Below are 25329 nucleotides of genomic sequence, written 5' to 3' on the forward strand. Positions count from 1 at the left end.
GCGGTACAGCGCTGCCAGCCGGCAAAGTCCGCCAGGTCCACGTCACCGTCACCGTCCGCGTCGGCCCACACGGTACCGCAGTCGCACGCATCGCCGGTGCCATCGCCGTTCGAGTCCACCTGCTCCGGGTTCCAGGCGCCGGGGCAATTGTCGTGGGCGTCGGCGATTCCGTCCACGTCATTGTCGGTCTGGAACGGCTGCCTCTGCCTAAAGAACAGCGGGTCGATGCTCTCGACCAAGCCGAACATCTGGAAGAGATGGTCGACCAGGCCGGAATCATACGGGACCCAGGACGGGTTGGCCGACGAGACGCGCGTCAGGCCGTAGCGGAACCGCACGTCGCTGTTGGGCGGCTGGGCTTGCGCGAACTCGAGCAGCGTGTCGAGATCACCCCACGCCGCCACGGCTTCCGGCGCGAAGACATTGTGATGATTGTAGATGCGGTCGGCGAAGTAACCGCTCGGATCGACGCCGGCAGTCAGGCCGTAGAGGTAGGGCAGGTTCAGCCCCATGGCGCCGTAGAGCGCATCTGCCCGCATGTGATTCAGCATGTACTGCTCGAACTCCGCGTTGGCGGCGAAGTCAGTGTTGAAGAAGTGCTGCTGGTGTACCCAGAACGCCGGGGCGAACCCGCCGGCGTTGTCAGTGAGTGTTGGAATGCCCTGGTACGAAATGTGCAGCACGTTGGCCGCGTTCAACCACAGCGGCGCGACCGCCAGGGCGCGCTGGTTGTTCGGTTGACGCAACGCCAGGCTCACCACCAGCATGTACTCGTTCCACGGCCGCAGCTCACCCGGTAGCGCGCCGCCGCCCGGGGCCATGCCGAGATACACGCGTCCGTCCAGGCTGGGATGGATCGCGGCGTTGAAGTCCGTTGTCGCATAGAGTTCGTCCGCCAGCGCGGCGATCGTGGCGTTGCCGTGAAAGTGGTTCTTTGCGAACAGTGCGCCGCTCACCAGCAACGCCGAGCCGATCGGGCTATACGTCGGGTCCCAGCCGCCGCCCGCGTACGCCCCCGTCGCCGGATCCATGAAATGCACCCAGTGCCCGTCCGGCTGGCGATCAGGAACCACGCCGGGCGTGTGCCCGGCGTACGCGGAGAGAATCCACTGCACCGCGACGTGACCGTTGTACATCAGGCCGAGATGATCCGCGGCGCAAATCGCCAGCAGCTCGAAGCCGGCGGCGTCCGGTGTGGCGGGGTGATAGGGTGGCACGGTCGGCGAATTGGGCAGGCCGTCCCGGACCATGCCGTTGCCGCACAGGGCATCGAGCACGTACGCCTTTGCGCGCTGCAACTGATCGGCGCGCAGTGCGTCAAGGTCGGTCGCGAAGTCGGTGCGCGTCAACGCCCATTTCACCCAGCGGATGCCGGATGGCTGGCCGTTGCCCACCTGCACACCCGAACCCTTCATGCGGATGTAGTTCGTCTGGCCAGGCACGAAGCACGTCACGGGGATCGTCGCGGCGTACGCGCGCGCCGTATCCATGTACTCGCTCTGTACCGGCTCCAGATTGGCAAGCGTTGGACCGGCAGAGACGGTAAGGTCAAAGGACTGCGTGAAGTGCTGCGATACAATGATGCGAAAGCGATACTGGCGCGCGTCGGCCGGGACGCCCGCGGGCAGGTCAAAGGCGATGTCGATCTGATCACCCTGCCAACCCATTTCGCTGGGCCAGGCCGTCGTCACGCCCACCGTGCCGCTGAACCCGGTGAAGTACGTCAGCGACCAGTCGCCGAAGTTCGTGACGTCAAAGATCGTGGTCGTACCGCGGGCGGGGAGCGCGCCGAGGCCGAGCGCCAGCCATACGCCTGCCCACATCCACGGTCGCGCACGCACCACGCTGCTCCTCACGACGACACCTCCACTCCACACTCCGGGCTGGTCACTCCGGCGTCATCCAGACGCCCTTCGGTGATGAAACGGGCATACCAGTGCCCACTGGCCTTGATCGTGCGGTGTTGTGTTTCAGGATCGCAACGCACGATTCCAAAGCGCTTGGTGAAGCCATACGACCACTCGAGGTTGTCGAACAGCGACCAGACGAAGTAGCCGCGCACATCCACGCCTTCCGCCAGCGCCTGCCCGACGGCCGCAATGTGATCGCGCAAGTACGTGATGCGCGGCAGGTCATTCACAAGACCGGTCTCGGAAGGCTGGTCGTCAAACGCGGCCCCGTTCTCTGTAACGTAGATCGGCAGGCCGGCATAGCGCTCGTGCAGCCAATGCAACAACCGGCGCAGACCATCCGGCACCACCGGCCAACCCATCTGCGTGTGCGTAACATGCCGCTGGGGAACGATTTCCAGCTCCATCGCCCCCACCCCAGGGGCGTGGCGCACAACGTCACTCGAGTAGTAATTCAGCCCCACAAAGTCCATCGAACGCTTCAGCAGTCGGCTATCCTCCGGCGAAAACGGCGGCAGCAGCGCCCCGAGGCGCTCGCGAAGCACGGCGGGGTAATCGCCAAAATACGGCGGGTCGGTGAACCAGCCGCCGAAGTTCAGCGTGGCCCGCTCGGCGGCCTCGGTATCCGCCGTGCTGTCTGACGCGGGATAGTTGTAGGTGGTGTTCAGCGCGAAGCTGATGGCACCCTGATTGTGCCGCCCGGCTCGATATTGCGCGACAGCATAAGCGTGGGCGCGCAACAGGTTGTGCCCGACGACGTAGCCGAGCGCCCGGTCCTGAATGCCAGGTGCGTGAACCCCCCGGAAGTAACCGTCGTTCACCACGACCCAAGGCTCGTTCACGGTCAGCCAGTGGCCTACGCGGTCGCCGAGACGGTCGAAGACCTGCCGGGCATAGTCGGCGAAAATCGCCGGCAGCTCAGCGCTGGTCCACCCGCCAAGCTCCGCCTGCAGCACAGCCGGAAGGTCCCAGTGGTACAACGTTGCCAGCGGCTGGATCCCGGCGGCTTGCAGCTCGTCCACCAGTCGGTCGTAAAAGTCCAGACCGGCGGCGTTCACGGCACCGCGACCGGCGGGCATGACGCGCGGCCAACTCACGCTGAAGCGGTACGCACGCAGATTCAGACGCCGCATAAGCTCAACGTCGTCCCGGAACCGGCGATAGTGGTCGCAGGTCACCTGGCCCGTAGCTCCGCCGGCGACCTTGCCGGGCCACTGGCAGAACTCATCCCAGATGCTGGACCCTTTGCCATCCGCGGCGTCGGCGCCCTCGACCTGGAAGGCCGAGGTCGCGGCACCCCACAGAAAGCGCTCGGGGAAATTGACGGCCATACGTGATCCACAACTGGACAGGCGGGCGCCTACAATATCTTAGCAGGTGACGCTCATGCCGGCACGCGGTACCCCGGAAGGCACCTGAATGCAAGTGCCCATGCAGCAAGCAGTTTGCGATCACAGGCGCACGTCGGCGCGTGCAATCGCGCCCGCACCTGTCCCAGAGCATACCAGATTATGAAAGCGCTTGCAATGCGAGTTTTCCCGTGGTATACTCCATAGTGCTCAGGACGGCACTCCGTCCTCCGGGCGCCGTGTCGCGAGTACACCGTGTCCTCGGCCGGCGCCGTGAGACGCAGATCGCACGTCTCGGCATCATTCTCCAGGAGGTGTGAACAATGAAGACAGCCATTAGCGTGTGCGTACTTCTGGTAGTGGCGACGGCCGTGGCGTCGCCGGTGATCGACTCCGCCATCATCAAGCCGCGGCTCTGGAACGACGCGTCGTATTCGGTCTTCACCAGTGGCAACCTGTATCCAGCGAGCATCTGGATGGACGACCAGGGCCTGGACCAGGGTGGCTGGGCCAACCGCCACAACTTCCGCCTTTCGGCCAACGGTGGCATCAGCGAAGCCGTCTTCATGAACAATGACGGCTTTGCGTTCTTCAGCGACGTGACCATCACCGGCACGGCCAACATCGAGGGCGGCCTGAACGTGTCGCCGTGGTGGTCGAAGGACTTCGACGGCGTGTTCATGCTCCGCACGGATGACGGCGAAGTGTCGTGCTGGGGCGGCCGGCTGCCGTTCTATAACTTCACGGCCAATCACGGCGTGACCTACACGAACGGCGAGACCGTGCGTCTGGGCGTGGTGTACAACCCGAACAGCCTGACTGCGGAGGATCCGGGCACGATCCAGTATTTCTACACCGAAGGTGGCACGACCTACACGAGCGGCGTCCTCAACTTCGACATGGGCAACCCGGCTGAGGACCCACCTTACGGCCTGTGGGGCATCCTGAATGACGCCCGCGTGGGCGGCTGGTTCATGCCGAAGGTGAACAGCGCGATCCCGGGCAACTGGGGTCACATCGAATTCGCGAACATGGTGTACACGCCGGAGCCGGCCGGCCTGGCGCTGCTGGGGCTGGGCCTGGCGCTGCTTCGGAGAGGACGGTAAGGGTCGCGCGGCCGCACGGATGTTGCGGCCGCTTGCTTTGAGTCGGCGCGCCCACACGGAGCCGGGTCACCGTCCCGGAGGCCGCGGGTCCGTGTGGGCGGCAGATGGTGAGCCAGGCACGGAGCGCCGGAGTACGACAGATGGCCTCGAGCGACAAGCGTCAACACGGGTGCACACAAGCGTTCACGCTCATCGAGCTCTTGGTGGTGGTTGCGATCATCGCGCTGCTGATATCGATCCTGCTGCCGGCGTTGGGCCGGGCGCGGGCAACGGCCAAGGAAGCCGTCTGCCGGTCCAACCTGCATCAGCTCGCCCTCGCGACGACGTACTACTCGGACGACAACAAGGGCCGGCTGCCGTACATTCAGGGCACGCCGGATGGCGAACAGGATCGCGCGCCTTACTACCAGTACCACCAGTTTTTCCACTTCTGGCCGTACCTGAAAGATCTCCGGGCTTACAAGTGCCCGTCGGCGGCTGGCGAAACGTCGGTTCTGTCGTACAAGCCGACGGACGAAGAATATAGCTTCTACGTCGTGAAGAAGGCGGACTCGCTCTACATCAAGGCCTTCAAGAACGGCTGGTGGCCGGCGATCAATCCGACCGACTATACCGGCGAGCTGATCTCCGCCCTGTACACCGAGTACTGGTTCAACGACTGGGGCAAGTGGGCTTCAACCGCGGAGGGTCCGGTGCCGGCGGTGAGCGGCGGGCTCATCAGCAAGATCCCGTTCGTCGCCGATACCGTGACGATCTGCGACGCGAAGTGGGAGTCGATGACGCCGCGACACGGCGACGGGCGCGCATTTGCGTTTCTCGACGCGCACGTGGAGCGGCTGTCACGCACCCGCTACAAGGACCCCGCCAAGCTGAAGGACTACGACGGCCATAAGAACCGCCCGTTTTACTGCTGGGGCCTGACGCGGACGGGGATAGACGGCGATCCTTGAACCTGACCATCGTCGCTCAGGCGCCTGCGCCGGACAGGGCATTGCGGTTCGAGACGCGTGAACATCTGTCCGTGTGTTTCTGTGTGCGCTGCAATTGAGAGGACTAAGGCGTTATGACACTACGCAGGGCAATGACAATCGGCGTGCTCGGGCTACTCCTGGCGCCAGCGGCGCTGCTGGCCCGGCAAAGCATTCTGAAGAACGGCAGCATGGAGTTCGGCGAGGGCGCGGGCGCGATCGATCCGCAGGTCGCGGACCAGTGGACCGAGTTCGGCATCAACGTCGAGCGCTCCCCCACCGTGAACTACTACCCCCCGGACGGGGGCTACGCGCTGAAGGCCTTCGGCGATGGCGACAGCACCGCGTCCGGCGCGAACCAGGTGATCGCCGGCGTCAGCGCCGGGCAGATCGTGAGCGCCTCGGTGCAACTGCACACCCCCTCATTCGACAAGCTCGGCGGCAGCGGTCAGGCCGGGCTGGTGCTTGAGTTCCTGGACATGTTCGGCGGCACGATCAGCCTCTACCAGGTCTATCCGCTGAACGCGGCTTCCCCGGGCAGCACCTGGATCCCGGCCGCACTCGGCCCCTACACGGCCCCGGCGGGCACCGTCAAAGTGCGCGTCGCCTGCCGCCTGACCTGGACGCCAGGCGACATTTCCGGCGCGGCGTACTGGGATGATGTCATCGTTCTGGTCAACGGGACTGACCTGGTGTTGAACGGCGATTTCGAGACCGCCGGCCACAGCACCGGGCAGAGCTCGATGGGCATCGACGACTGGATTGGCTTCAACGACCAGGAAAAGTCCGCCGACGTCGCGAACGACGGCCTGGCGAGCCTCAAGCTCGGGACGCGCGAGGCGTATTCCGGCCTGTTCCAGAACATGAAGACACTGCAGGAGGGCGACCGCGTGTACCTGCAGGCCTACGTCTGGAACCCGCAGACCGACCCGCTCGTCGAAAACTCGCGCGCCGGGCTCAAGCTGGAATTCTCGGCCGGCGGCGGCAGCGCTCCGCCCCCGGTGGAGAACCTGGCGTTCGATGAGACGGCGACCGCCGATCAGTGGACGCTGGTCGACCTGAGCACGACCGTGCCGGAGGACGTGTCCATCGCGAAGATCGTCTGCATTTACGTCGGCGACGCGCAGACGATTGGCGACGTGCACTTCGACTGGGCCTATGCCGAGCTCAGCACCGCGCCTGGCGTGAACCAACTGCTGAACCCGAGTTTCGAGGACGGCCTCGGCGGACCGAACGGCATCGCGGACTGGACCGAGTTCTATACGACGGGCGTCTCGTCCGCGCGCAAGAGCTGTTTCACGGTGCCGGCCTACGATGAAATCTGCACGATGAAGGCCACCGGCCAGGCCGTCGCCGGCATCTTCCAGGAAATCGCGGTGACACCCGGCGAAACACTGGACGTCAGCGCGTACCTGTACACGCCGAGCACGGCGAAGCTGACCGGGCCGGGCCTGGCCGGCGTCAAGGTCGAGTGGGTGCTGGGCACGGTGCCGCCGCCGGTCGACATCGGTCCGGCCAGCAACACGATCAACGCGAGCGCCCCGAAGAACACGTGGATCAGGCTCTACATCGACTACACGATGCCCGCGGGGACGAACGCGACCACGCGCTTCGTGGACATCATCGAGAAGGGCACGGCCCTGAGCGGCCGGGTCTACTTCGACGCCTGCGAAGCGGTTGTGCTCAACCGGTTCGACGGCGCCGATGCCGACGGCGACGACGACGAGGACCTGCACGACTTCGCCCAGATGCAGATCGCGTATACCGGCAGCGGGGGACCGATGAAGTGGAACGGCATGGTGTTCGACTCGACGGGCGACAATGACGTCGACTTTGCCGATTTCCAGTACTTTGCGCCGCACATGACCGGCCCGCTCCCGTAACCCGGAGGAATTGAAGATGCTTACACGTCGAATTTGTGCCCTGCTCGCGGTCGCGGCCCTGTCCGCCTCCGCGCTCGCGGCCGGCACCGTTTCGTTCATCCTCGAATCGCCCCAGGCCGGCACGAATGTGGCCCCCGGCGCGATCATCGACTGGACCATCAAGGTCAGCGTCTCCACCGGCGACAACGTCGGCCTGGCGCTGTTCGCCTGCGACCTGACGCAGGACGCCGCCAACCCCGAAAAGTTCGATCTGCCGTACGGCAACGCCGCCTCGATTCCCGCCGCACTGGCCAAGTTCAACCGCCCGCTCGGCATCACCAATCCCGGCGAAGCCGGCAACCCGTCCGGCTACGTCGGCGTGCAGCGCGGCACCGCCGGCGCGAAGAACCTGGTTCAGATCGGCGGCGCCCAGAACACGTTCGGCACCGCGATGGCCTCGGGCTCGGGCATTGCTGAGAACGCGGTCGTGACCGGCGGCATCGGCCAGAGCGGCCAGCAGATCGTGCTGTCCGGTTCGTTTACGGCCCCGGCGACCACGGGCGCTTACACCTTCCGCCTGGAGAACGCCCTGGCGAACGTGTTGACCAGCGTGGCGACGCCGCCGGCGTATTCGCCGGTGACGGCGGCGACTGTGAATGTCGCCGGTGCGAGCTTCACGTTCAACGTTCAGTCGGCGCCCGCGTACTGCCTGGGCGACCTGAACTGTGACGGCGTGGTGAGTTTCGGCGACATCAACCCGTTCGTCCTGTACCTGTCGAACTACGCGACGTGGCAGACGACCTACGCGGGCTGCAATCCGAAGAACGGCGACATCAATGATGACGGCGTGTATCCGGGCTTCGGCGACATCAACCCGTTCGTGACGCTGCTGAGCACGAGCTCGCTGCCGATCACCTGCCCGTAACGGCGGGCGCGACGTAGCACTTGAGCGTTGTTCACACACGCAGGCCGGCGAGTCATCGTCGGCCTGCGTCTCGTTTCTGCGTCACGGCGCCAGCGTCAACACCACGCGACCAGTGAGCGCCGTCAGCTTCACGTCGTGGTCGCCGAGCAGCTCCGCCGGCTGGCCGTCAAGCGTCGCCGCACGGATCGGACGCGCCAGCGGGTTATGGAGCACCAGACCGCCGGGCGGTACGGTGCCCGTGCCTTTTAGCTCGCACACCAGCTCATCACCCGCGAGTTTCAGCGTGTACGCCAGCGCGCCATGCTCCGTCGGAAAATCGGCGATCGCCACGCCGTCGGGTGATGTCAGCCACTCCGGCCGCACGCCGGCCGCGAGCACCAGGGCGACATCGGACTCGCGCTCGTACACAAACAGGCTGCGCACAGCACTGATATAGTCCGAGCCGACCCACGTGTGCGGCATGTCGCCGATGAACTTCGGCGTCGCCGGATTGCTCCAGACAACCTCGGCCCAGTGGTTCCAGCCCTGTGGCCGCTGGTCGCCGAAGAAAAAGTCCAGCAGCGCGTGGACGCGGTCCGGCTGCCCCAGGCGGACCAGCGTACCGACGATGCGAATCTCGTACGGCGTGTAGTTGTCCCAGTTCATCGGCCGCGTATCGCGCCGCTGGCAGAAGAAATCGTAGTACCGGTCAAATGTGTTGGTCAGCGCGGGTTGCGGCAGTGCCTCGAGTTCGCCACACGGGAAGATGGCGATCGCGGTGGACGTGGCGTCGAAATCGCCAAGTTCCACACAGCCGGGGATGTAATCGACGTGCTTCAGCTCCATCGCCAGGCGCAGTGAGTCGTACAGGCACTTGCGATAGTCATCGCGCAGTGCGCGGAAGCGCTCCTCCAGCTCCGGCCGCTCGAGAATCTGAGCGATCGTCGTCGCGTCCTTGAGCCCGCGCAGCGTGAAGAAGCTATCCCAGTACGAGTGCATCGGCTTCGCGGAATAGCCCTCGTGGCTGATGGACTCCGGCACCAAGCCGTAGCACGCGCGCTTTTCCGGCGGCCCGTCGCGGTATTCCGGCGTCATGCGTTCCTGGCGCAAGGCCTCGATGTAGTCCACGCCGGCGATGACCCGCGGCAAATGGCGCTCCAGCAGCGCGCGGTCATGCGTAAAGAGGTAGTATTTCCGAAGCAGGTAGATGAACTCGCCGGTGCTGTCGTGCTCCGGCACGGGGTCGGGGCCGCGCCGGTCGACGACGCAGGGCACCTTGCCACTGGGGAACTGGTAGCCCGCGTACCAGTCGGCGAAGGCCCGTGCACGCTCGCGATGACCGGTGTAGAGCAGCGCCGTAGACGTGAGCGCCCCGTCGCGAATCCAGCTTCGCTCGTAGCTCCGCGAACCGGGCTGAATCGACGGCCCGTCCGCGTTGATCAGGATGTACGCCTGCGTGGTCCGGAACGTGTTGACCAGTCGTGCCGCGCTCGCGGGCAGCGTCAGCTTGGCGCGATTCAGCTCGGCCGACCAGAGAGCGCGTACGTCCTTCTCGATCTCAGCGTAGCGCGCCTCCGCATTCGCCGGCACATCGGCGATCTTGCCGTGGAATGGCACCGCCACGACGTAGGTCGCCTGCGCCTGCTGCCCCAGCGCGAAATCGTAGCGCAGCGCGCCCGAGGCCCAGCCGGTCGGGTCCTGCACCGCGCTCGCCCCGGGCAATCGCTCCGCCGCCAGGTATTCGGTGATATCGCCCTGCGCGAACGTCATGGCCCCGAACGCCGCCGGCTTCGTCCACGGCACAACCACCTTGTCGTCGTTGACAGCGAGGCGCTGGCCATCCCACGCGAGCGACTCCACGCGACACGCACCGCCCGTGATGTTCAGTTCCTGCCACGGCGGCAACACCTGGAACGGTCGCACGGCCAGAAACAGCGTGCCGCGCACGGGCTGCGCGCCGCGATTCATAAGTTGATAGCGTGCGTAGAGCGTTGACGCCCCCGCATCGCCCGCCGCCAGCGCCGTCGTCACGAGTTCCAGATCGCCGTGTAGCCACGTCACCGACGGAATCGGCAGGTAGTCGTCGGCCAGCGACGGCGTGCTCTCCACGTCGGCCCAGGTGACCAAGCGCCCGTCAATGTACAGGAACGGCTCAATGCGGAAGCGGAGCTTATCGACCTCCAGCGCACCGAATATGTCGATCAGCGCTTCTTTCTCATCGTTGGCGACGCCGACCACCGTCCAGGGCGTCTGCTCGCCCAGGAAATAACGCGGCAAGCGCCCGCGCGACTGCTCACGCGCGATCGTGCTGAACATGTTGTTTGGCGTTTCCGCAAAGTCGACGCTGAGCAATCGCACATGCTGCACGCGCACGCCCTGTCCGCGGCTGGTCTCACGCACCGTGACCCGGAGTTGACGCGCCTCGGCATCGCGCAGCGGAATATACTCGCGCCCGCCGTCGGCGCCGGCAATCGTCGCAACGCTCTCCCAGGCTTGCCCATCGAGCGACAGCTCGATTTCGTACGCCGTGGCAAAGTCGTCGTTGCCCCAGTCGAGCGCCAGGCCGCCGAACTCGCGCGCTTGCTGAAAATCCAGCCGTAGAAACGGTTGCCGGTCGTCCGGCGCGCTGACCCACTCAATGAGCCCAACCTCCGCGAGCTGTGTCGGCCCGGATTCGCCATGCGCCGTGCCAGATGAGAAATGCGCTACCGGCAATTGCGTGACCGGCTGTGGCTCGGGCAGGCGCTCAAACATCAGGTTGTCGATGAGAATGTGGCCCTGACCGCCGGTCGCGGCGGCGACCGCGATTTCGATCGCCCCGATCTGCTCCAGCGGCGTGCCGCCCGACGGCCCCCACGCGAAGCGGAACTGCCGCGCCTTGAACCTCAGCGTCCGCCAATCCGTCGGAAACTCGAAGCTGCGCTGCGGCACCCACCAGACGTTGTCCCCGCTCGGATCGACGAGCTTGAATTCCAGCGTATTCGGCGACGCGGAACCACGCAGCGCAACGCTGAAGCGGTAGTTCTTTGGCAGCGTTAACTGCACGTCCCGGCGAACGACGCAGAAACCGGAGCCGCTCTGGAAATCGAAGTCCAGCCGCAGCGCCCCGCCATCGAGCCCGTCCGCCCGACTGATCTTCGCGACAACACCATCGGAGGCGACGACCTTCCAGGCGTCGAGCGTATCGCAAGCGTCGAGCACCGGTTGCTGCGCGACAGCCTTCGCAGCCACGCCGAGAGCAACGCACGCGAGTACGAACTTCAGGATGAAGCGCATGGTTTAGACTCCCAATTCGCACACGCGGCCCGCCGCCGCGCGCGACGTGTGACGATCGACCCACCCCCGCGACGGCCTATTGATGTTCCTCGCGCTTCAGCGCGGCCAGCCGCGCCAGCATCTGCCTGATGTCCACGGCGCCGCGAATGGCGACATACACGGTCACCGTCGAATACCACACCAGGCAGGCCAGCAGCAGCAACCCCCAGAACCACTGTATCGCAACGTGCGTGACCGCGAGAAACATAGGTTTCGCTCCGGGCTATGCGTGCGCCGACCGAGCTCCGCCGGGCCGAACGAAGACATTCTTGAGCAGCGAGCCGATCACCATGGCGGCCGCCGTGGCACCGTAGGTGCCGATGTTCAACCAGTGCGGCCCGATGTGCGCGGCGGTCCAGCCGATCATCTTGGTGGTGTTATTCTCGACCACGGGCACCTGCACGAGCTTGTCCAGTGCCAGGCCGATCACCGGCAGCGCCGCACCGACGATGATTGCAGCGATCGCACCCCAGCTATTCGCGCGGCGCCAGTAGCAGCACGCCAGCAGCAGGATGGACATCGCCGCCAGGTAGATCGTGCCCGTGAGCTGGAGGTACGCCCACAGATCGCCCTCCAGCTTGTACCACAACCCCCAGATGAGCAGGAAGATGCCAATGCACGCGACGATGCAGCGGTTCCACAAGATGCCGGCCCGCTCTGTAATCCCGCGCCGCCGGAATGGGCCGAGGATGTCGTTGTAGATCACGCTGCCCCACGTGAGCATATAGGACGAGTCCGTGGACATGTCCGCCGCCAGCATCGCCGCCACGAGAATGCCCATCAGCCCGCTGGGCAGAATCAAGGCCAGGTAATAGGGCATCGCGAAAATCGTCCCATCCTTTTCGCCCATCGTCCCGGCGATCTCGGCAAGCTTCTCCGGCGACACCGCGACGGCCGCCAGCGCGCCCATGGCCCAGAGGCCCGGCAGCATCCAGCGGGCGATGAAAAAGAACGACGTGCGCGTGTAGATCCTGCGGCCCGTGCGCGTGTCCTTCGCCGCCAGCACGCGGGTGATCACGGGCTGCCAAGTAAGGACGGCGGCCAGGCTCGTGAATGAGTTCGACAGCACAAACTGCCATTTCAGGTCCGGATTTACGAACGGGTTGAAGCCACCGTCGCCATGGTGCACGGCGACCGCGGTCACGATGTCGGCCCAGCCCGTCTTGATCAGCACCAGGATGGTCACCGCGACCAGGCCAACACTCATCACCACGAACTGCAGAAAGTCCGTCACCAGCACCGACAGCATGCCGCCCAGCACGGTGTACACCGCCACCGCGATGAGCAGGAACGTCATCGTGATTTCGAGGTAGTGCAGGTTCAGCCCGCAGCACACGACCAGGAATTGCCCGCCCATCCGCAGGAACACACCCATGTTCAGCAACCCGCCCAGGACGATCACCATGCCCGACAGCCACCGGACGAACTTGCCGTAGCGCTGCTCATACAGCTCCGGGATCGTCATCACCCCCGAATCGCGCAGCGGCTTGATCCCCAGCCCCGTGTAGCCCACGAGGAACATCGCCACCACGTTCGTCAGCCCCGGAATCGCCCCTGAAAAGCCGTACTTGTACGCGTTCTGCGCCGTGTACATGCACGTGACGATGCCGAACTCGGTCGCCGCCAGCGAGGCAATGCCGAGATACACATTCATCTCGCGGCCGGCGACCAGGAAATGCTCGACCTTGCCAACGTACTTGCGGACCATGATGCCCGCGATCATCGTCGCCAGCAGGTAGAAGCCGACGATGCTACCGTCGATCGGCCAAGAGAAATTGGTCTGCTCCGCGAGTAGGCTGAGCATGCACGATCTCCAGATCGGGATCGTGCGACATCATATCGCCCGCCGACCCCGCGACAACCCGCCCCGCGGCCCCGGTTTCGCGTGCCAACCGCCGCCCGCCGTGGTACCATGCCTGCCGCACGGTGGGGCTGTGGCGTATGTCTCCAATGCGGCGAGGATTTCCATGGCCGGCCGAGGTGTGATCATCGCGATGTGTGCTCTACTCAACTCCGCTCAGCAACTGGGGGCCAACTTGTCAACCACCGGACCGGCCATCGTGCCACAACCCGCCGAGCTCCAGCTCCAGTCCGGCACCTGCGCGCTCGCCAGCGCGACGGTGATCCGCGTCGACTTCGAAACCGCCGGCGTACGGGTGGTCGGCGAGTTCCTGGCCGATCAACTCCGCGCCGCCACCGGCCAGACCCTGCCCGTGCAGGAGACCGACGAGCCGGTCGCCCGCGACGGCGTCATCCTGCTGACGCTCGCCGGCGCACCGGAAATGCTCGGCGACGAGGGTTACGAGCTGTCCATCACGCCGCAGTCGGTCATGTTGCGGGCCCGTACGGCGCGCGGCCTGATCTATGGCGTCCAGACGCTCCGACAGCTTCTGACGCTCGACGCGCAGGCCGCCGCCGCGTGGCCGTGCCTGAAGATCGTCGACCGCCCGCGTTACGCGTGGCGCGGGATGTTGCTCGATTGCGGCCGGCACTTCATGAGCAAGGAATTCGTGAAGCGCTACATCGACCTGCTCTCGTACCACAAGCTGAACGTCCTGCATTGGCACCTGACCGAGGACCAGGGCTGGCGGATCGAGATCAAGAAGTACCCAAAACTGACAGAGGTCGGCGCCTGGCGCACCGTCACCCGCGACTCGGAGCAGGAACGCGACGACGCCGGCCGCTACGGCGGGTTCTACACGCAGGACGACGTGCGTGAGATCGTCGCCTACGCCGCCAGCCGCGGCATCACCGTCGTGCCGGAGATCGAAATGCCCGGCCATTCGCTGGCCGCCTTGGCCGCGTATCCCGAGCTGTCCTGCACCGGCGGGCCGTTCCAGGTGCGGACCGAATGGGGCATCACTGAGGACGTGTACTGCGCCGGCAACGACCAGACCTTCGCGTTCCTGGAGGATGTGCTCACCGAAGTGCTCCCGTTGTTCCCGTCCGAGTTCATCCACATCGGTGGCGACGAGTGCCCCAAGGCCCGCTGGCAGGCGTGCCCGAAATGCCAGGCGCGCATCCAGGCCGAGGGGCTGAAAGACGAGCGCGAACTGCAAAGCTACTTCATCCGCCGGATCGAGCGCTTCTTGAACAGCCACAACCGGCGACTGATCGGCTGGGATGAGATTCTCGAGGGCGGGCTCGCGCCGAACGCGACCGTGCAGGCCTGGCGCAGCCTGGACCACGCCGTCACGGCTGCCCGGGCGGGCCACGACGTGATCTGCTCACCCACCAGCCACTGCTACATCGACTACCCGCAGTACGCCGATCCGGCCCGGCCGGAATGGATGGGTTTCATCACGCTGGAAAAGTCGTACGCGTTTGAGCCCACGCCAGCCGGACTGACGCCTGAGCAAGCGCGGCACGTGCTCGGACTGGAGGGCACGATGTGGACCGAGCGGACCCCGATGTCGCGGGTCGATCACCAGGTCTTTCCGCGGATGTGCGCCCTGGCGGAGGCCGCCTGGTCGCCAGCCGAGACGCGCAACGCGGCCGACTTCGCCCGCCGGATGGACATGCATTATGCACGGCTGGAAGCCCTCGGCGTCACCTACTGCGTCCCCCCGCCGCGCCTCACACATCCCCAGGCGACTTTCACCGAGTCCGTCACGGTCGAGTTCGCACCGCCCTTCCGCGGCGGCGAAATCCGCTACACGACGGACGGCAGCGAACCGGACGCCAAGTCGCCGCAGTACCAGCAGCCGCTGAAATTCACCGAGACGACCATGATCCGGGCCCGCACGATTCTGCCCAGCGGCAACGCCAGCGACGCGGTCGAGATTCGCTTCGCGAAGCTGGCCGCGCATGCCCCCGTCGTGCTCCCCAAGGTGGTGCCCGGCCTGAGCTATGAATACTACGAGGGCCGCTGGAACCGTCTGCCGCAGTTCGCCAAGTTCACGCCGGCAGCGATCGGTCAGGCGACGGGCTTCGATCTGGCCGTGCGGCTGCGCGACGCGCAATTCGCGCTGCGTTTCACCGGCTTTATCGAGGTCCCCACCGACGGCACGTACACGTTCTATCTCAAGTCGGATGACGGCAGTCGGCTGCTGATCGGCACGGACGCGGTGGTGGACAACGACGGGCTGCACGCCGCGGAAGAACGGCGCGGCGAAGTGCTGCTCCAGGCCGGCCGGCACCCCCTCACGATCGAGTATTTCCAGGCCGGCGGCGCCCTGGCCCTCGAAATCAGCTACGAAGGCCCCGGCCTGCCGCGCCAGGCATTGCCGAACACTGTGTTGTTCCGCGTCCCATAGCGTCACTCCCCTCCCTCCCAAAGGGGGGCAGGGGAGGGTTAAGCGTCCAGAACTCACACCCTCATCCTGCCTTCCCGCTAAGAGGGCGAGGCCTTGGCGCAGTCCGCGACGATCCGGCTCAGCGCGTGCTCCTGCCGCTGCAACGACTGGAGCAGCTTGAATTGCGCGCGGCAGCGTTCCAGATTGTGCTCTGGGTGTCGCGTCTTGTAGTACGTGTCACCCGCCACGTAATCGGTCAGAAACCGCACGCCCTGCTCCAGCGTGATCAGCTCGCCCGCTGTCACCAGGTGTGCCCGTTCGGCCGCCGTCAGAAACGCTCCGGCAGCCGATACGTAACCGCGCGCCAGCGCCGCAAACAGGCTCGGTTGCACCTCGACCCGCGCCAGGTCCGTCTCATCCTCCGGCGCGGGACAGGTCATCGACCGCACCATGTCGCCGAAATCGTACAGCGACAGCCCCGGCATGACCGTGTCCAGGTCGACGATACACAGAGCTTCGCCGCTATCCTCATCGAGCAGCACGTTCGTGATCTTCGCGTCGTTGTGCACCACACGCTCAGGAATCGCGCCGCGCCGCTGCAGATCGAGCAGCACATCCGCCAGCGGCCGGTGCTGCCGCGCGAACTCGATCTCCGCCGTCGCACGCCGCACACGCTGGCAGACATCCGCGGCACACGCCCGGTCAAATGCCTCGAAGCGCGCCGGTGTATTGTGAAAATCCGCGATCGTCTCGTGCAGCCGCGGCGGCGGCAGGTCCGCAAGCAGCCGCTGAAACTCGCCGAACGCGCGCCCCGCCTGCTCAGCTTGCGCCGGCGTCTCCACCAGCGCATGCACGCGCGTGCGCTCGATGAACCGATACGCGCGCCAACACGCTCCGTCCGCCGCTCGGTGGAACGCCGCTCCGGCCTTCGTCGCCGTCAGCGTCAAAGTCCGCCGCGTCAGATCGGCGATGCCGGCCACCGCCAGCCGCCGCGCGACATGCTCCGTCACCCGCTGGATGTTCTCCATCACGCGGGCCGGCGCGCGAAAGACCCGCGCGTTGATCCGCTGCAGCAGGTAGCCGGTCGTGCCCTCAGGCGCGCGGCAGGTCAGCCGAAACGAGTCGTTGATGTGCCCCCCGCCGAACGGCTCACACGCCACAACCTCGCCCGCGAAGTCGAACGCGGCGCTCACCGCTTCGAGCTCGGGCGGCACAGTCAATCCCATAGCTGCGCCGGGTAATCGCCGCGCGCGACGAATGCGCGAATCGCCCGCTCCACGCGCGGCTTGTCCTGCGGGTTGGTCACGCCGCACCACACGCTGCCCGCCGGCAGGACGCGCACCCGCGCGCGGCCCGCCTGCAGCGCCTGCTGCACCGCGCTCGGCAAGTGCAGCTCCGTGTCCGCCCGCCCGCCGGTCTGCTCCAGGTACCGCTGAAACGCCGTCTGCAGCTCCCCGAAGATACCCGGCGTAAATGCCCACAAGTTCATCGAGACGATCGTGTCTCCGGGCAGCGTCCGCCAACCGCCATGCTCGTCCGGGCAGCGCGCATCAGCTCCGCACCGCTCGATCTTCAGTGTCTCGACGATGCTCTCCAGCCAGCCGTCGCGCGTACACTGGCAGATGCCGCGCGACACCGTCCCTTCCTCCGGCAGTGTATCGCGCAGCCGATAGCCAACCAGCGCGTGGTCCGACCCGCCGCCGCGCAGGAAATCCGCCGTCGCCGCCAGCCCCTGCGCCCCGTAGAAATCATCCGCGTTCACGACCGCGAACGGCTGCGTCACTTCCCGCGCCGCCAGCACCGCATGCCCGGTGCCCCATGGCTTCTTGCGGTCCGCCGGCACGCTGAACCCCAGCGGCAGGTCGTCATGCCGCTGGTACGCATACGCCACCGGCACGCGCCGCTCGTAGCGCCGCCCGACCGCCTCGCGAAACGCCCCGTCCATCTCCGGCCGAATCACGAACACCAGCCGGCCGAAGCCCGCCCGTAGCGCATCGTAGACCGAGTAGTCCATCAGCGTCGCGCCGCCCGGGCCGAATTTCTCGAGCTGCTTCATTCCGCCATAACGGCTGCCCATGCCGGCGGCGAGCACAACCAGCGTCAAGTCCATCGCCTGTTCCTCGGCCGCCGCCACCCGGCACAGGGCGGTTTCTGTCGCGGCACAGGGCGTAACGGTACCATATTCCCCGCGCGTGCGTCACGGGCGCACATCGCCTGCCAGTCCTGTGGAGAAGCGTCGCCATGACCGATTCTGCCGACCTGCACCCGCCGTCCGCCAGCGAACGTGAACCCCGCTCCCACGAGCACAACCGCCGCGATTTCCTGCGCCTGGCCGCCGCCGCCGGTCTCGGCGCCCTCGGTGCGCTCAGCCTCGCGGGCTGCGCCTCGGTCGGACGCCGCCTCACACCCGCCCCGGCCAAGCCGTTCGCCGCCCCGCCGATGCCGCGCGTACGCATCGGCTTCGTCGGTGTCGGCGGCATGGGCTCGAACCACGTGAATCAACTCCTGAAAGTCCCCGGCGCGGAAATCCGCGCGGTCTGTGACATAGTTCCGGAAAAGGTCGCCCGCGCGCAGGAAACCGTCGTGAGGGCCGGCCAGCCGAAGCCGACCGGCTACGACCGCGGACCATGGGACTTCAAACGGCTCTGCGAAACCGAAGACCTCGACCTCGTCTTCACTGCCACGCCGTGGGAATGGCACGTCCCTGTCTGCGTCGCGGCCATGCGCGCCGGCAAGCACGCCGCCACGGAAGTTCCGGCGGCCGTAACCATCGACGAATGCTGGGAGCTGGTCGAGTCGGCCGAGCAGTACGGCAAGCACTGCGTGATGATGGAGAACTGCTGCTATGACCGCGCCGAGCTGATGGTGCTGAACATGGTCCGCAAAGGGCTGTTCGGCGAAGTCCTGCACGGCGAATGCGGCTACCTGCACGACCTGCGCGACGTGAAATTCGGCACGGCCGGCGAAGGGCTCTGGCGCCGCGCGCACTCCATGCGCCGCAACGGCAATCTCTACCCCACGCACGGCCTCGGCCCCATCGCCCAGTGCATGGACATCAACCGCGGCGACCGCTTCGACTACCTCGTCTCCATGAGCGGGCCCTCGCGCGGCCTCCAGCTCTATCAACAGGAACACCTCGCCGCGGACGACCCGCGCCGCCGCGAGCAGTACGTGCTCGGCGACCTCAACCTGACGCTCATCAAGACGGTCAACGGCCGCACGATCTATCTTGTCCACGACACGAACCTGCCGCGCCCCTACAGCCGCATCCACATGCTGCAGGGCACACGGGCGATCAAGACCGGCTACCCCGATCAAATCCACGTGGAAGGCCGCAGCCCCGCCCATGCGTGGGAGCCGCTCGACAAGTACGCCGCCGAATTCGAGCACCCGCTCTGGCGCGCGGAGTCCGTGCAGCAGGCCAGCGGCGGCCACGGCGGCATGGACTACCTAGAGGATTACCGCCTGATCCGCTGCCTGATCACCGGCCAGCCGCTCGACATGGACGTCTACGACGCGGCGGCGTGGAGCTGTATCTCGGAGCTGACGGAGCGGTCGGTTGCCAACCGCAGCCGCGCCCTCGCCGTCCCCGATTTCACGCGCGGCCGGTGGAAGACCCATCCGCCTGTGACTATCGTCGAAGCATGAGGGCATCATCGGTTCGAACTGAGGACATCATCATGCGCCTGTGTCCCACGCTGTTGATCACCGCGCTGCTGTGCTGCGCCGGCTGGCCGACACACGCCGTTGCGCAAACGTCCGCACCGACCACGACCAGCGCACCCACGGCCGCCGGGCCGACCGCGGAAGCCTTCGCCGGCCTGAAGTTCCGCTCGATCGGGCCGGCTCTGATGTCCGGACGCATCGGCGATTTCGCGGTCAATCCGCAAGACCGGCGGCAGTACTACGTCGCCGTCGCGTCCGGCGGCGTGTGGAAGACGGGCAACGCCGGCACGACCTGGACACCGATCTTCGACGGCCAGGGCTCGTACTCGATCGGCTGCCTCGCGCTCGACCCGCACAACCCTTCCGTCTTGTGGGTCGGCACCGGCGAGAACAACAGCCAGCGCAGCGTCGGCTTCGGCGACGGCATCTACCGCACGCGCGACGGCGGGCAGACGTGGGACCAACTTGGCCTGAAAAACTCCGAGCACATCGGCCGGATCGTGATCGACCCGCGCGACTCGGACACGGTGTACGTCGCGGCCCAAGGCCCGCTGTGGCGCGCCGGCCCGGAACGCGGACTGTACAAGACGACCAACGGCGGCCGGACGTGGACCTGCGTGCTGTACATCAGCCCCGACACCGGCGTGAACGAAGTGCACATCGACCCGCGCGATCCCGACGTGCTCTACGCGTCGGCCTACCAGCGTCGTCGGCACGTGTGGACGCTCATCAACGGCGGCCCGGAATCGGCGCTATACAAGTCGACGGACGCCGGCGCGAACTGGCGCAAGCTCACGCACGGTTTGCCGGACGTGGATCTCGGGCGTATCGGGCTGGCCGTCGCGCCAGCCAACCCGGACGTGCTCTACGCGATCGTCGAGGCGGCGGACGGCAAGAGTGGGTTCTTTCGTTCCACCGATCGCGGCGAGCACTGGGAGCGACGCTCCGACTACAAGACCACGAGCCCGCAGTACTACAACGAGCTGACCTGCGACCCGCGCGACGCGGAACGTGTCTATGTCATGGATACGTTCCTGCACGTCACGACCGACGGCGGCAAGACGTTCCAGCCGCAGGTCAAGGACGACCGGCACGTTGATAACCACGCCCTCTGGATCGACCCGGCCAACACGGACTACTTGCTGCTGGGTTGCGACGGCGGCGTCTACGAAAGCTCTGATCGCGGCGCGAACTGGCGCTACATGGTCAACCTGCCAGTGACGCAGTTCTATCGTGTCAGCGTGGACAACTCGACGCCGTTCTACTACGTCTACGGCGGCACGCAGGATAACAACACCGTCGGCGCGCCCTCTCGCACGCTCGACCGCCTCGGCATCGCCAACGAACACTGGTTTGTCACCGTCGGCGGCGACGGGTTCAAGACCCAGGTCGACCCCGAAGACCCCGACACCGTCTACAGCCAGTGGCAGCACGGCGGCCTGGTCCGTTACGACCGGCCCAGCGGCGAGAGCATCGACATCAAGCCCCAGGAGCCGCCCGGCGCTGAGCCTTACCGCTGGAATTGGGACGCGCCGCTGCTGATCAGCCCGCACGACCACCGCCGGCTGTACTTCGCCGCCAACCGGCTCTTCCGCAGCGACGACCGCGGCGATAGCTGGACGCTCGTCAGCCCGGACCTCACGCGCCGCCTCGATCGCAACCAGTTGCCGGTCATGGGGCGCATCCAGCCCGCGGACGCCGTTGCCAAGAGCGATTCGACTTCGTTCTTCGGCAACATTGTCGCGCTGGCGGAGTCGCCGCTGCAGGAAGGCCTGCTCTACGTCGGCACCGACGACGGCCTCATCCAGGTGAGCGAGGACGGCGGGCGGAATTGGCGCCGCCTGGAGACCTTTCCGGGCGTGCCGGAGATGACGTACGTAAGCCGGCTCCAGGCATCGCGCCACGACGCGAACACGGTCTATGCCGCGTTCGATAATCACAAGAACGGCGACTTCCAGCCATATCTCCTGCGCAGTTCGGATCGCGGGCAGACGTGGACGTCATGTGCCGGCAATCTGCCCGCACGCAACGTGGTGTATAGCCTGGCCGAAGACACCGTCAGCGCGACGCTGCTGTTCGTCGGCACGGAATTCGGCGCGTACTTCACGAATGACGCCGGCCAGAAGTGGGTGCGTCTCACCGGCGGCCTGCCGACGATCGCGGTACGCGACATGGAGATTCAGGCGCGCGAGAACGACCTCGTGCTCGCCACATTCGGACGCGGCATCTACATCCTCGACGACTACACGCCCCTCCGCTCCGCCACGCCGGAGTTCCTCGAGCGCGGCCCTGCCCTGCTGCCGGTGAAGGACACCCTGCGCTACATCGAGAGCAATCGGCTCGGCGGCAATGCCGGCCGCGGCAGCCAGGGCGATGCCTTTTTCGCCGCCCCGAATCCGCCGTTCGGCGCTGTCTTCACGTACTACCTCAAGGACAAGCTGCAAACACGCCGCGAACGGCGTAAGGAGGCGGAGCAGAAGGCGGCCAAGGAGGGGGCGCCGACCACGTATCCGACGATCGACGAGCTGCGGGCCGAGGACCAGGAGCGCGCGCCGCAAATCGTGCTGCTGGTGCAGGACGCGACCGGGGCGACCATCCGGCGCATCACCGGCCCGCGTGAGAAGGGCTTCCAGCGTGTCGCGTGGGACCTGCGCTATCCGTCCTCCACGCCGACGCAGCTTCAGCCGCCGGGCGACCGTCCGCCCTGGGCCACCGATCCGGTCGGCCCGCTCGCACTGCCCGGCGAATACAGGGTGACGCTTGCGCAGGACGTGGACGGAGTCGTCACGCCGCTGGCTCTGCCGCAGTCATTCCAGGTGGTGCCGCTGGAGCGCGCCACGTTCGCGGCGCGCGATCGTTCCGCAGCCCTCGCGTTCAAGCAGAAAGTCGCGCGCTTGCAGCGTGCCGTGCTCGGCGCGTCGCGCACAGCCGGTGAGGCACAGGACCGGCTGGCGCACCTGCGCCGGACGATCCTCGACACGCCCGCCGCTGATCCGGCGTTGCTCGCCGAGGTTGAGCGGCTCGCGCTGCGCCTGGATGCACTGCTGACCAAGCTGCGCGGCGACCAGACGCGCGCCCAGCGCAACGAGCCGGCGCCGACCTCGATCACCGAGCGCATCGAGGGCGTTGCGGGCAGCCTCTGGTCATCCACCGCGGCCCCGACGCAAACGCAGCGCGACGCCTATCGCTACGCCGGCGAGGAGTTCGCGCCGGTGCTGGCCGAGCTGCGCAGCCTGATGGAAACCGATCTCCGGCAGCTCGAAGACCAACTCGAAGCCGCCGGGGCGCCCTGGACACCCGGACGGATTCCGACGTGGAAGCTGGAGACGGACTAGAACACGGTGCGTTTGAGCCGCACGCGTGCTGCGTGCAGGATTACAGCCTCACGCTACAGAAAGGGGGGCGCAAACCTCCGGTTTGCCGCGACAAAGCGGAGCTTGGCACTCCCCGGATGCGCGGACGAAGCTCAGGCCCGACTCACGCCAGCATCTTCCGCAGGTTGACCAGGCACTGCTTGACGCTGTCGATGGGTGCGCCCGCGTAGCGCTCCTGCTCGACGATGTACCACTCCGTACCGCCCTCTTTCTCGCAGAACCGCAGGATGTCCTTCCAGGCGACCTCGCCCTCGCCGATCACCGCGCCGGGCTTGCCGCCATGTTCCTTCAGGTGGATCGTCACCGAGCGCCCCGGGTAGCGCTTCAACACCGCCAGCGGGTCTGCGCCACCATCCAGGCAATTGCTCGTGTCGAGCTGCATCACGACTTCCGGACCCGTGTTGCCGAAGATCACGTCCCACGGCACCTGCTCCTCGACCGGCCGCAAATCGCCGGCGTGCGCGTGATACCCGACGCGCATCCCCAGCGGCCTGGCTTTCTCCGCCAGTTCGCCAAACAGCTTCGCCGTGTCCTTCAGCGCCTGCACCGAGGCCGTGTGGGTCGGCGGCAGACTCGGGACGATCAGGAACTTGTTGCCGAGCGTGCGGTTGAATTCGGCGGTGGCCTTCAGATTGTCGCCGGTGAGCGTGTCCAGCCCGGTGTGCGTGCCGCAGCACTTCAGCCCGTTGTCATCAAGCAGCTTGCGCAGCTCCTCGGCCTTGCGGCCATAATAGCCCGCGAACTCCACGCCCTCGTAACCCATCTTGCCCACGGCGGTCAGCACGCCCGGCAGGTCCTTGCCGCAGTCCTCGCGCACGGAATAGAGCTGCAATCCCACCGGAATCTTCTTCCGCGGCTCCGCCTGCATCGCCAGTCCTTTCGCCCGTGCCGCCCACAACGCCGCCGCACTCGCACCCAGTTTCAATATGTCACGCCGTGAGAGGTTCATGTCGTCTCCTCAGGTTGGCCTGCCGCCGTTCGCGGCTAAGTTCGCCGCGCAGAATACCGCACGAACACGCCGCATGCGAGTGGCGCACCCATCACGCTTACATCGCTACCGCGCGTTCGCGGGCATCCAACGTAGTACCTGCCCATCCGCATTCAGCCGCTTCGCCAGCCGCTCGTAATCCACGGCCTGCACGTCCACGTCCGCCTCGATCGCCAGCACCGCCGCCGTCGCCGCCGACTCCCCCAGCACCATGAACACCGGCTCCATCCGGATCGAGCCGAACGCAATGTGCGACGCCGACAGGCACACCGGCACCAGCAGGTTCGTGCACTCCTCCCGCCGCGGCACGATCGCCCGGTACGAGATCGGATACGGCGGGAACCCGCCCACCTGCACGTCGCCTTCGTTGCGCACGTGCCCGGTCGCATCCACATACCGCTGCACGTTGTGCGAGTCCATCGTGTACGCGGCCAGCCCGACGGGGTCCTCCGCCACGCGCTCGCCCTGGCAGTCATGCTGCGTCATCACGTAGTCGGAGATCATCCGCCGCGCCTCGCGCACGTAGAGCTGGTGTGGCCAGTTGTCGTTATCCATGAACTCGTCGCGTGCCAGCCCCCATGTCTGAAAGTGCGTCCGGACCGCCTCCGGCACGCGCGGACTGTTCGCCAGCGTCCACAGCAGGCCCTGCTGATACGACCGATGCGCCTGGATGATCCGGTCCCGCGTCGCGTAGTCGCCGTCCGGGTACGCGTAGTTCATGCCGATGTAGTCGGTCGAGATCGCGAAGTTGTTGTTCGTGTCCGTCTTGCGGTTCGGCATCGGCACCGGATGCCACGGCACGCGCAGGTCGCCGGCCTCGAAGTTGCGCAGCAGCAGTTCGTACCGCTGCGCGTCGTAATCCGCCGGTCGCGGCCACGGCCGGCGATTCTCCGGCACATCCGTCGTGCACACCCGGAAGTTGTAGGCCTGCACCCGCGCATCACCGCTGCCGTCCGGCCCCGGCGGCCGCGGCTCGATCCCCGGCAGGAGCCCGCTCGCCGGATCGCCCGGCACAACGTACGGATCAACCGCGTGCGTGAACTGGTGCTTCGTCGCGTTCGCGGCCTGCACGCCATTGAGCGTCTCGCCATAGGTCGCGTTGCTCTCGCGCCCCACGTGATAGCGCACGCCGGCCTTCGCCAGCACGTCACCCTCGTAGCTCGCGTCAACGAACACTCGCCCGGCGAACGTCCGACCCGACTCCATCGTCAGCGCCACGATCCGCGCTCCGTCCTTCCGCACGCCGCTCGCCAGATCCAGCCGCTCGCCGCGCACCACCGGCACTCTGGCCTCGCGGACCAGGTCTTCAAACACGCGCTCGGCGACGTGCGGCTCGAACTTCCAGCCCTCCTCCGCACCATACGCCCGACCAATCCGCCGGTAGAAATCGCGGGCCATCCCGCCGATCGCCCGCTTGTTCCCGATGTCCGTCGCCCCCAGCCCGCCCGCGCTGAGCCCGCCCAGATGCCGGCCCGGCTCGATCAGCACCACCGAGTGCCCCATCCGCGCCGCCTTCACCGCCGCCACGACGCCACCCGACGTCCCACCGTAGACAACAACGTCGTAGCGCTCGCTTCCCGCCCGACAGCCCGCGAACATGCAGACCGACATCACTCCGCACAGAAGTCTAGCTGTCATGTTCGTGCTCCCAA

16 protein-coding genes are annotated in these 25329 nt (G+C 66.4%); 7 read left to right on the plus strand and 9 right to left on the minus strand.

Going from position 1 to position 25329, the window contains the following annotated elements; translation table 11 throughout:
• Nucleotides 1-1841 (minus strand): hypothetical protein (locus tag KA383_08005; GenBank protein ID MBP7746063.1); only part of this gene is annotated, 1841 nt, incomplete at its 3' end.
• A gap of 11 nt (nt 1842-1852) precedes the next feature.
• Nucleotides 1853-3241: a beta-glucosidase gene (locus KA383_08010; protein MBP7746064.1), complete on the minus strand. Its 1389-nt coding sequence runs from the start codon at nt 3239-3241 to the stop codon at nt 1853-1855.
• Nucleotides 3242-3582: 341 nt separating this feature from the next.
• Here KA383_08010 and KA383_08015 point away from each other — a divergent pair, with 341 nt between their 5' ends.
• The 4 genes from KA383_08015 (at nt 3583) to KA383_08030 (ending at nt 8120) form a co-directional block, all read left to right on the plus strand.
• Nucleotides 3583-4365 (plus strand): hypothetical protein, encoded by a 783-nt coding sequence (locus KA383_08015; protein MBP7746065.1) that lies wholly within the window; start codon nt 3583-3585, stop codon nt 4363-4365.
• 140 nt (nt 4366-4505) lie between these two features.
• A complete protein-coding gene (locus tag KA383_08020; protein MBP7746066.1) occupies nt 4506-5315 on the plus strand; it encodes a prepilin-type N-terminal cleavage/methylation domain-containing protein in 810 nt (269 codons plus the stop codon).
• Nucleotides 5316-5428: 113 nt separating this feature from the next.
• Complete coding sequence (locus KA383_08025; GenBank protein ID MBP7746067.1) at nt 5429-7216, plus strand: hypothetical protein; 1788 nt, start codon at nt 5429-5431, stop codon at nt 7214-7216.
• Between the two features lie 16 nt (nt 7217-7232).
• Nucleotides 7233-8120, plus strand: a complete 888-nt coding sequence (locus tag KA383_08030) for a hypothetical protein (protein ID MBP7746068.1) — start codon at nt 7233-7235, stop codon at nt 8118-8120.
• Nucleotides 8121-8201: 81 nt separating this feature from the next.
• Here the strand turns inward: KA383_08030 and KA383_08035 are convergent, their stop codons facing one another.
• From KA383_08035 to KA383_08045, 3 genes are all read right to left on the minus strand, one after another.
• Nucleotides 8202-11375 (minus strand): discoidin domain-containing protein, encoded by a 3174-nt coding sequence (locus tag KA383_08035; GenBank protein ID MBP7746069.1) that lies wholly within the window; start codon nt 11373-11375, stop codon nt 8202-8204.
• A 76-nt stretch (nt 11376-11451) separates the two neighbouring features.
• Nucleotides 11452-11622 (minus strand): hypothetical protein, encoded by a 171-nt coding sequence (locus KA383_08040; protein MBP7746070.1) that lies wholly within the window; start codon nt 11620-11622, stop codon nt 11452-11454.
• A gap of 15 nt (nt 11623-11637) precedes the next feature.
• Nucleotides 11638-13218 carry a sodium:solute symporter family protein gene (locus KA383_08045; protein ID MBP7746071.1) on the minus strand — a complete coding sequence of 527 codons (1581 nt, stop codon included), beginning with the start codon at nt 13216-13218 and terminating at the stop codon, nt 11638-11640.
• A 163-nt stretch (nt 13219-13381) separates the two neighbouring features.
• Between KA383_08045 and KA383_08050 the strand changes: the two genes are divergently transcribed.
• Entirely contained in the window at nt 13382-15670 is a 2289-nt protein-coding gene (locus KA383_08050) for a family 20 glycosylhydrolase (protein MBP7746072.1), read from the plus strand.
• A 77-nt stretch (nt 15671-15747) separates the two neighbouring features.
• Here the strand turns inward: KA383_08050 and KA383_08055 are convergent, their stop codons facing one another.
• Both KA383_08055 and KA383_08060 read right to left on the minus strand, forming a co-directional pair.
• Nucleotides 15748-16875, minus strand: a complete 1128-nt coding sequence (locus KA383_08055; protein MBP7746073.1) for an aminoglycoside phosphotransferase family protein — start codon at nt 16873-16875, stop codon at nt 15748-15750.
• The gene (locus KA383_08060) at nt 16866-17759 is read right to left on the minus strand and encodes an NTP transferase domain-containing protein (GenBank protein ID MBP7746074.1); all 894 of its coding nucleotides are present in this window, start codon (nt 17757-17759) and stop codon (nt 16866-16868) included. Before KA383_08060 ends, KA383_08055 begins: the two co-directional genes overlap by 10 nt.
• Nucleotides 17760-17890: 131 nt before the next feature.
• On the opposite strand from KA383_08060, the gene KA383_08065 reads away from it, so the two are divergent.
• Both KA383_08065 and KA383_08070 read left to right on the plus strand, forming a co-directional pair.
• Nucleotides 17891-19297, plus strand: coding sequence for a Gfo/Idh/MocA family oxidoreductase (locus tag KA383_08065; protein MBP7746075.1), 1407 nt, complete (start codon nt 17891-17893; stop codon nt 19295-19297).
• A 32-nt stretch (nt 19298-19329) separates the two neighbouring features.
• The gene (locus KA383_08070; protein ID MBP7746076.1) at nt 19330-22650 is read left to right on the plus strand and encodes a glycosyl hydrolase; all 3321 of its coding nucleotides are present in this window, start codon (nt 19330-19332) and stop codon (nt 22648-22650) included.
• A 142-nt stretch (nt 22651-22792) separates the two neighbouring features.
• On the opposite strand, the gene KA383_08075 is transcribed toward KA383_08070, so the two are convergent.
• Nucleotides 22793-23557, minus strand: coding sequence for a sugar phosphate isomerase/epimerase (locus KA383_08075; protein ID MBP7746077.1), 765 nt, complete (start codon nt 23555-23557; stop codon nt 22793-22795).
• Between the two features lie 186 nt (nt 23558-23743).
• On the minus strand, nt 23744-25315 hold the full coding sequence (locus KA383_08080) for an FAD-dependent oxidoreductase (protein MBP7746078.1): 1572 nt from the start codon (nt 25313-25315) through the stop codon (nt 23744-23746).
• Nucleotides 25316-25329 lie beyond the last annotated feature (14 nt).

The sequence above is a fragment of the Phycisphaerae bacterium genome (genome assembly GCA_017999985.1).
In the GTDB taxonomy this organism is placed as follows: Bacteria; Planctomycetota; Phycisphaerae; order UBA1845; family Fen-1342; genus JAGNKU01.

What these genes read in the sequence shown, in the direction of transcription:
- KA383_08070 (MBP7746076.1), top strand. Translation starts at nt 19,330, where the DNA reads ATGCGCCTGTGTCCCACGCTGTTGATCACCGCGCTGCTGTGCTGCGCC.
- KA383_08020 (MBP7746066.1), top strand. Translation starts at nt 4,506, where the DNA reads ATGGCCTCGAGCGACAAGCGTCAACACGGGTGCACACAAGCGTTCACG.
- KA383_08080 (MBP7746078.1), bottom strand. Translation starts at nt 25,315, where the DNA reads ATGACAGCTAGACTTCTGTGCGGAGTGATGTCGGTCTGCATGTTCGCG.
- KA383_08045 (MBP7746071.1), bottom strand. Translation starts at nt 13,218, where the DNA reads ATGCTCAGCCTACTCGCGGAGCAGACCAATTTCTCTTGGCCGATCGAC.
- KA383_08050 (MBP7746072.1), top strand. Translation starts at nt 13,382, where the DNA reads ATGGCCGGCCGAGGTGTGATCATCGCGATGTGTGCTCTACTCAACTCC.
- KA383_08060 (MBP7746074.1), bottom strand. Translation starts at nt 17,759, where the DNA reads ATGGACTTGACGCTGGTTGTGCTCGCCGCCGGCATGGGCAGCCGTTAT.
- KA383_08075 (MBP7746077.1), bottom strand. Translation starts at nt 23,557, where the DNA reads ATGCAGGCGGAGCCGCGGAAGAAGATTCCGGTGGGATTGCAGCTCTAT.
- KA383_08065 (MBP7746075.1), top strand. Translation starts at nt 17,891, where the DNA reads ATGACCGATTCTGCCGACCTGCACCCGCCGTCCGCCAGCGAACGTGAA.
- KA383_08015 (MBP7746065.1), top strand. Translation starts at nt 3,583, where the DNA reads ATGAAGACAGCCATTAGCGTGTGCGTACTTCTGGTAGTGGCGACGGCC.
- KA383_08010 (MBP7746064.1), bottom strand. Translation starts at nt 3,241, where the DNA reads ATGGCCGTCAATTTCCCCGAGCGCTTTCTGTGGGGTGCCGCGACCTCG.
- KA383_08055 (MBP7746073.1), bottom strand. Translation starts at nt 16,875, where the DNA reads ATGGGATTGACTGTGCCGCCCGAGCTCGAAGCGGTGAGCGCCGCGTTC.
- KA383_08040 (MBP7746070.1), bottom strand. Translation starts at nt 11,622, where the DNA reads ATGTTTCTCGCGGTCACGCACGTTGCGATACAGTGGTTCTGGGGGTTG.
- KA383_08025 (MBP7746067.1), top strand. Translation starts at nt 5,429, where the DNA reads ATGACACTACGCAGGGCAATGACAATCGGCGTGCTCGGGCTACTCCTG.
- KA383_08035 (MBP7746069.1), bottom strand. Translation starts at nt 11,375, where the DNA reads ATGCGCTTCATCCTGAAGTTCGTACTCGCGTGCGTTGCTCTCGGCGTG.
- KA383_08030 (MBP7746068.1), top strand. Translation starts at nt 7,233, where the DNA reads ATGCTTACACGTCGAATTTGTGCCCTGCTCGCGGTCGCGGCCCTGTCC.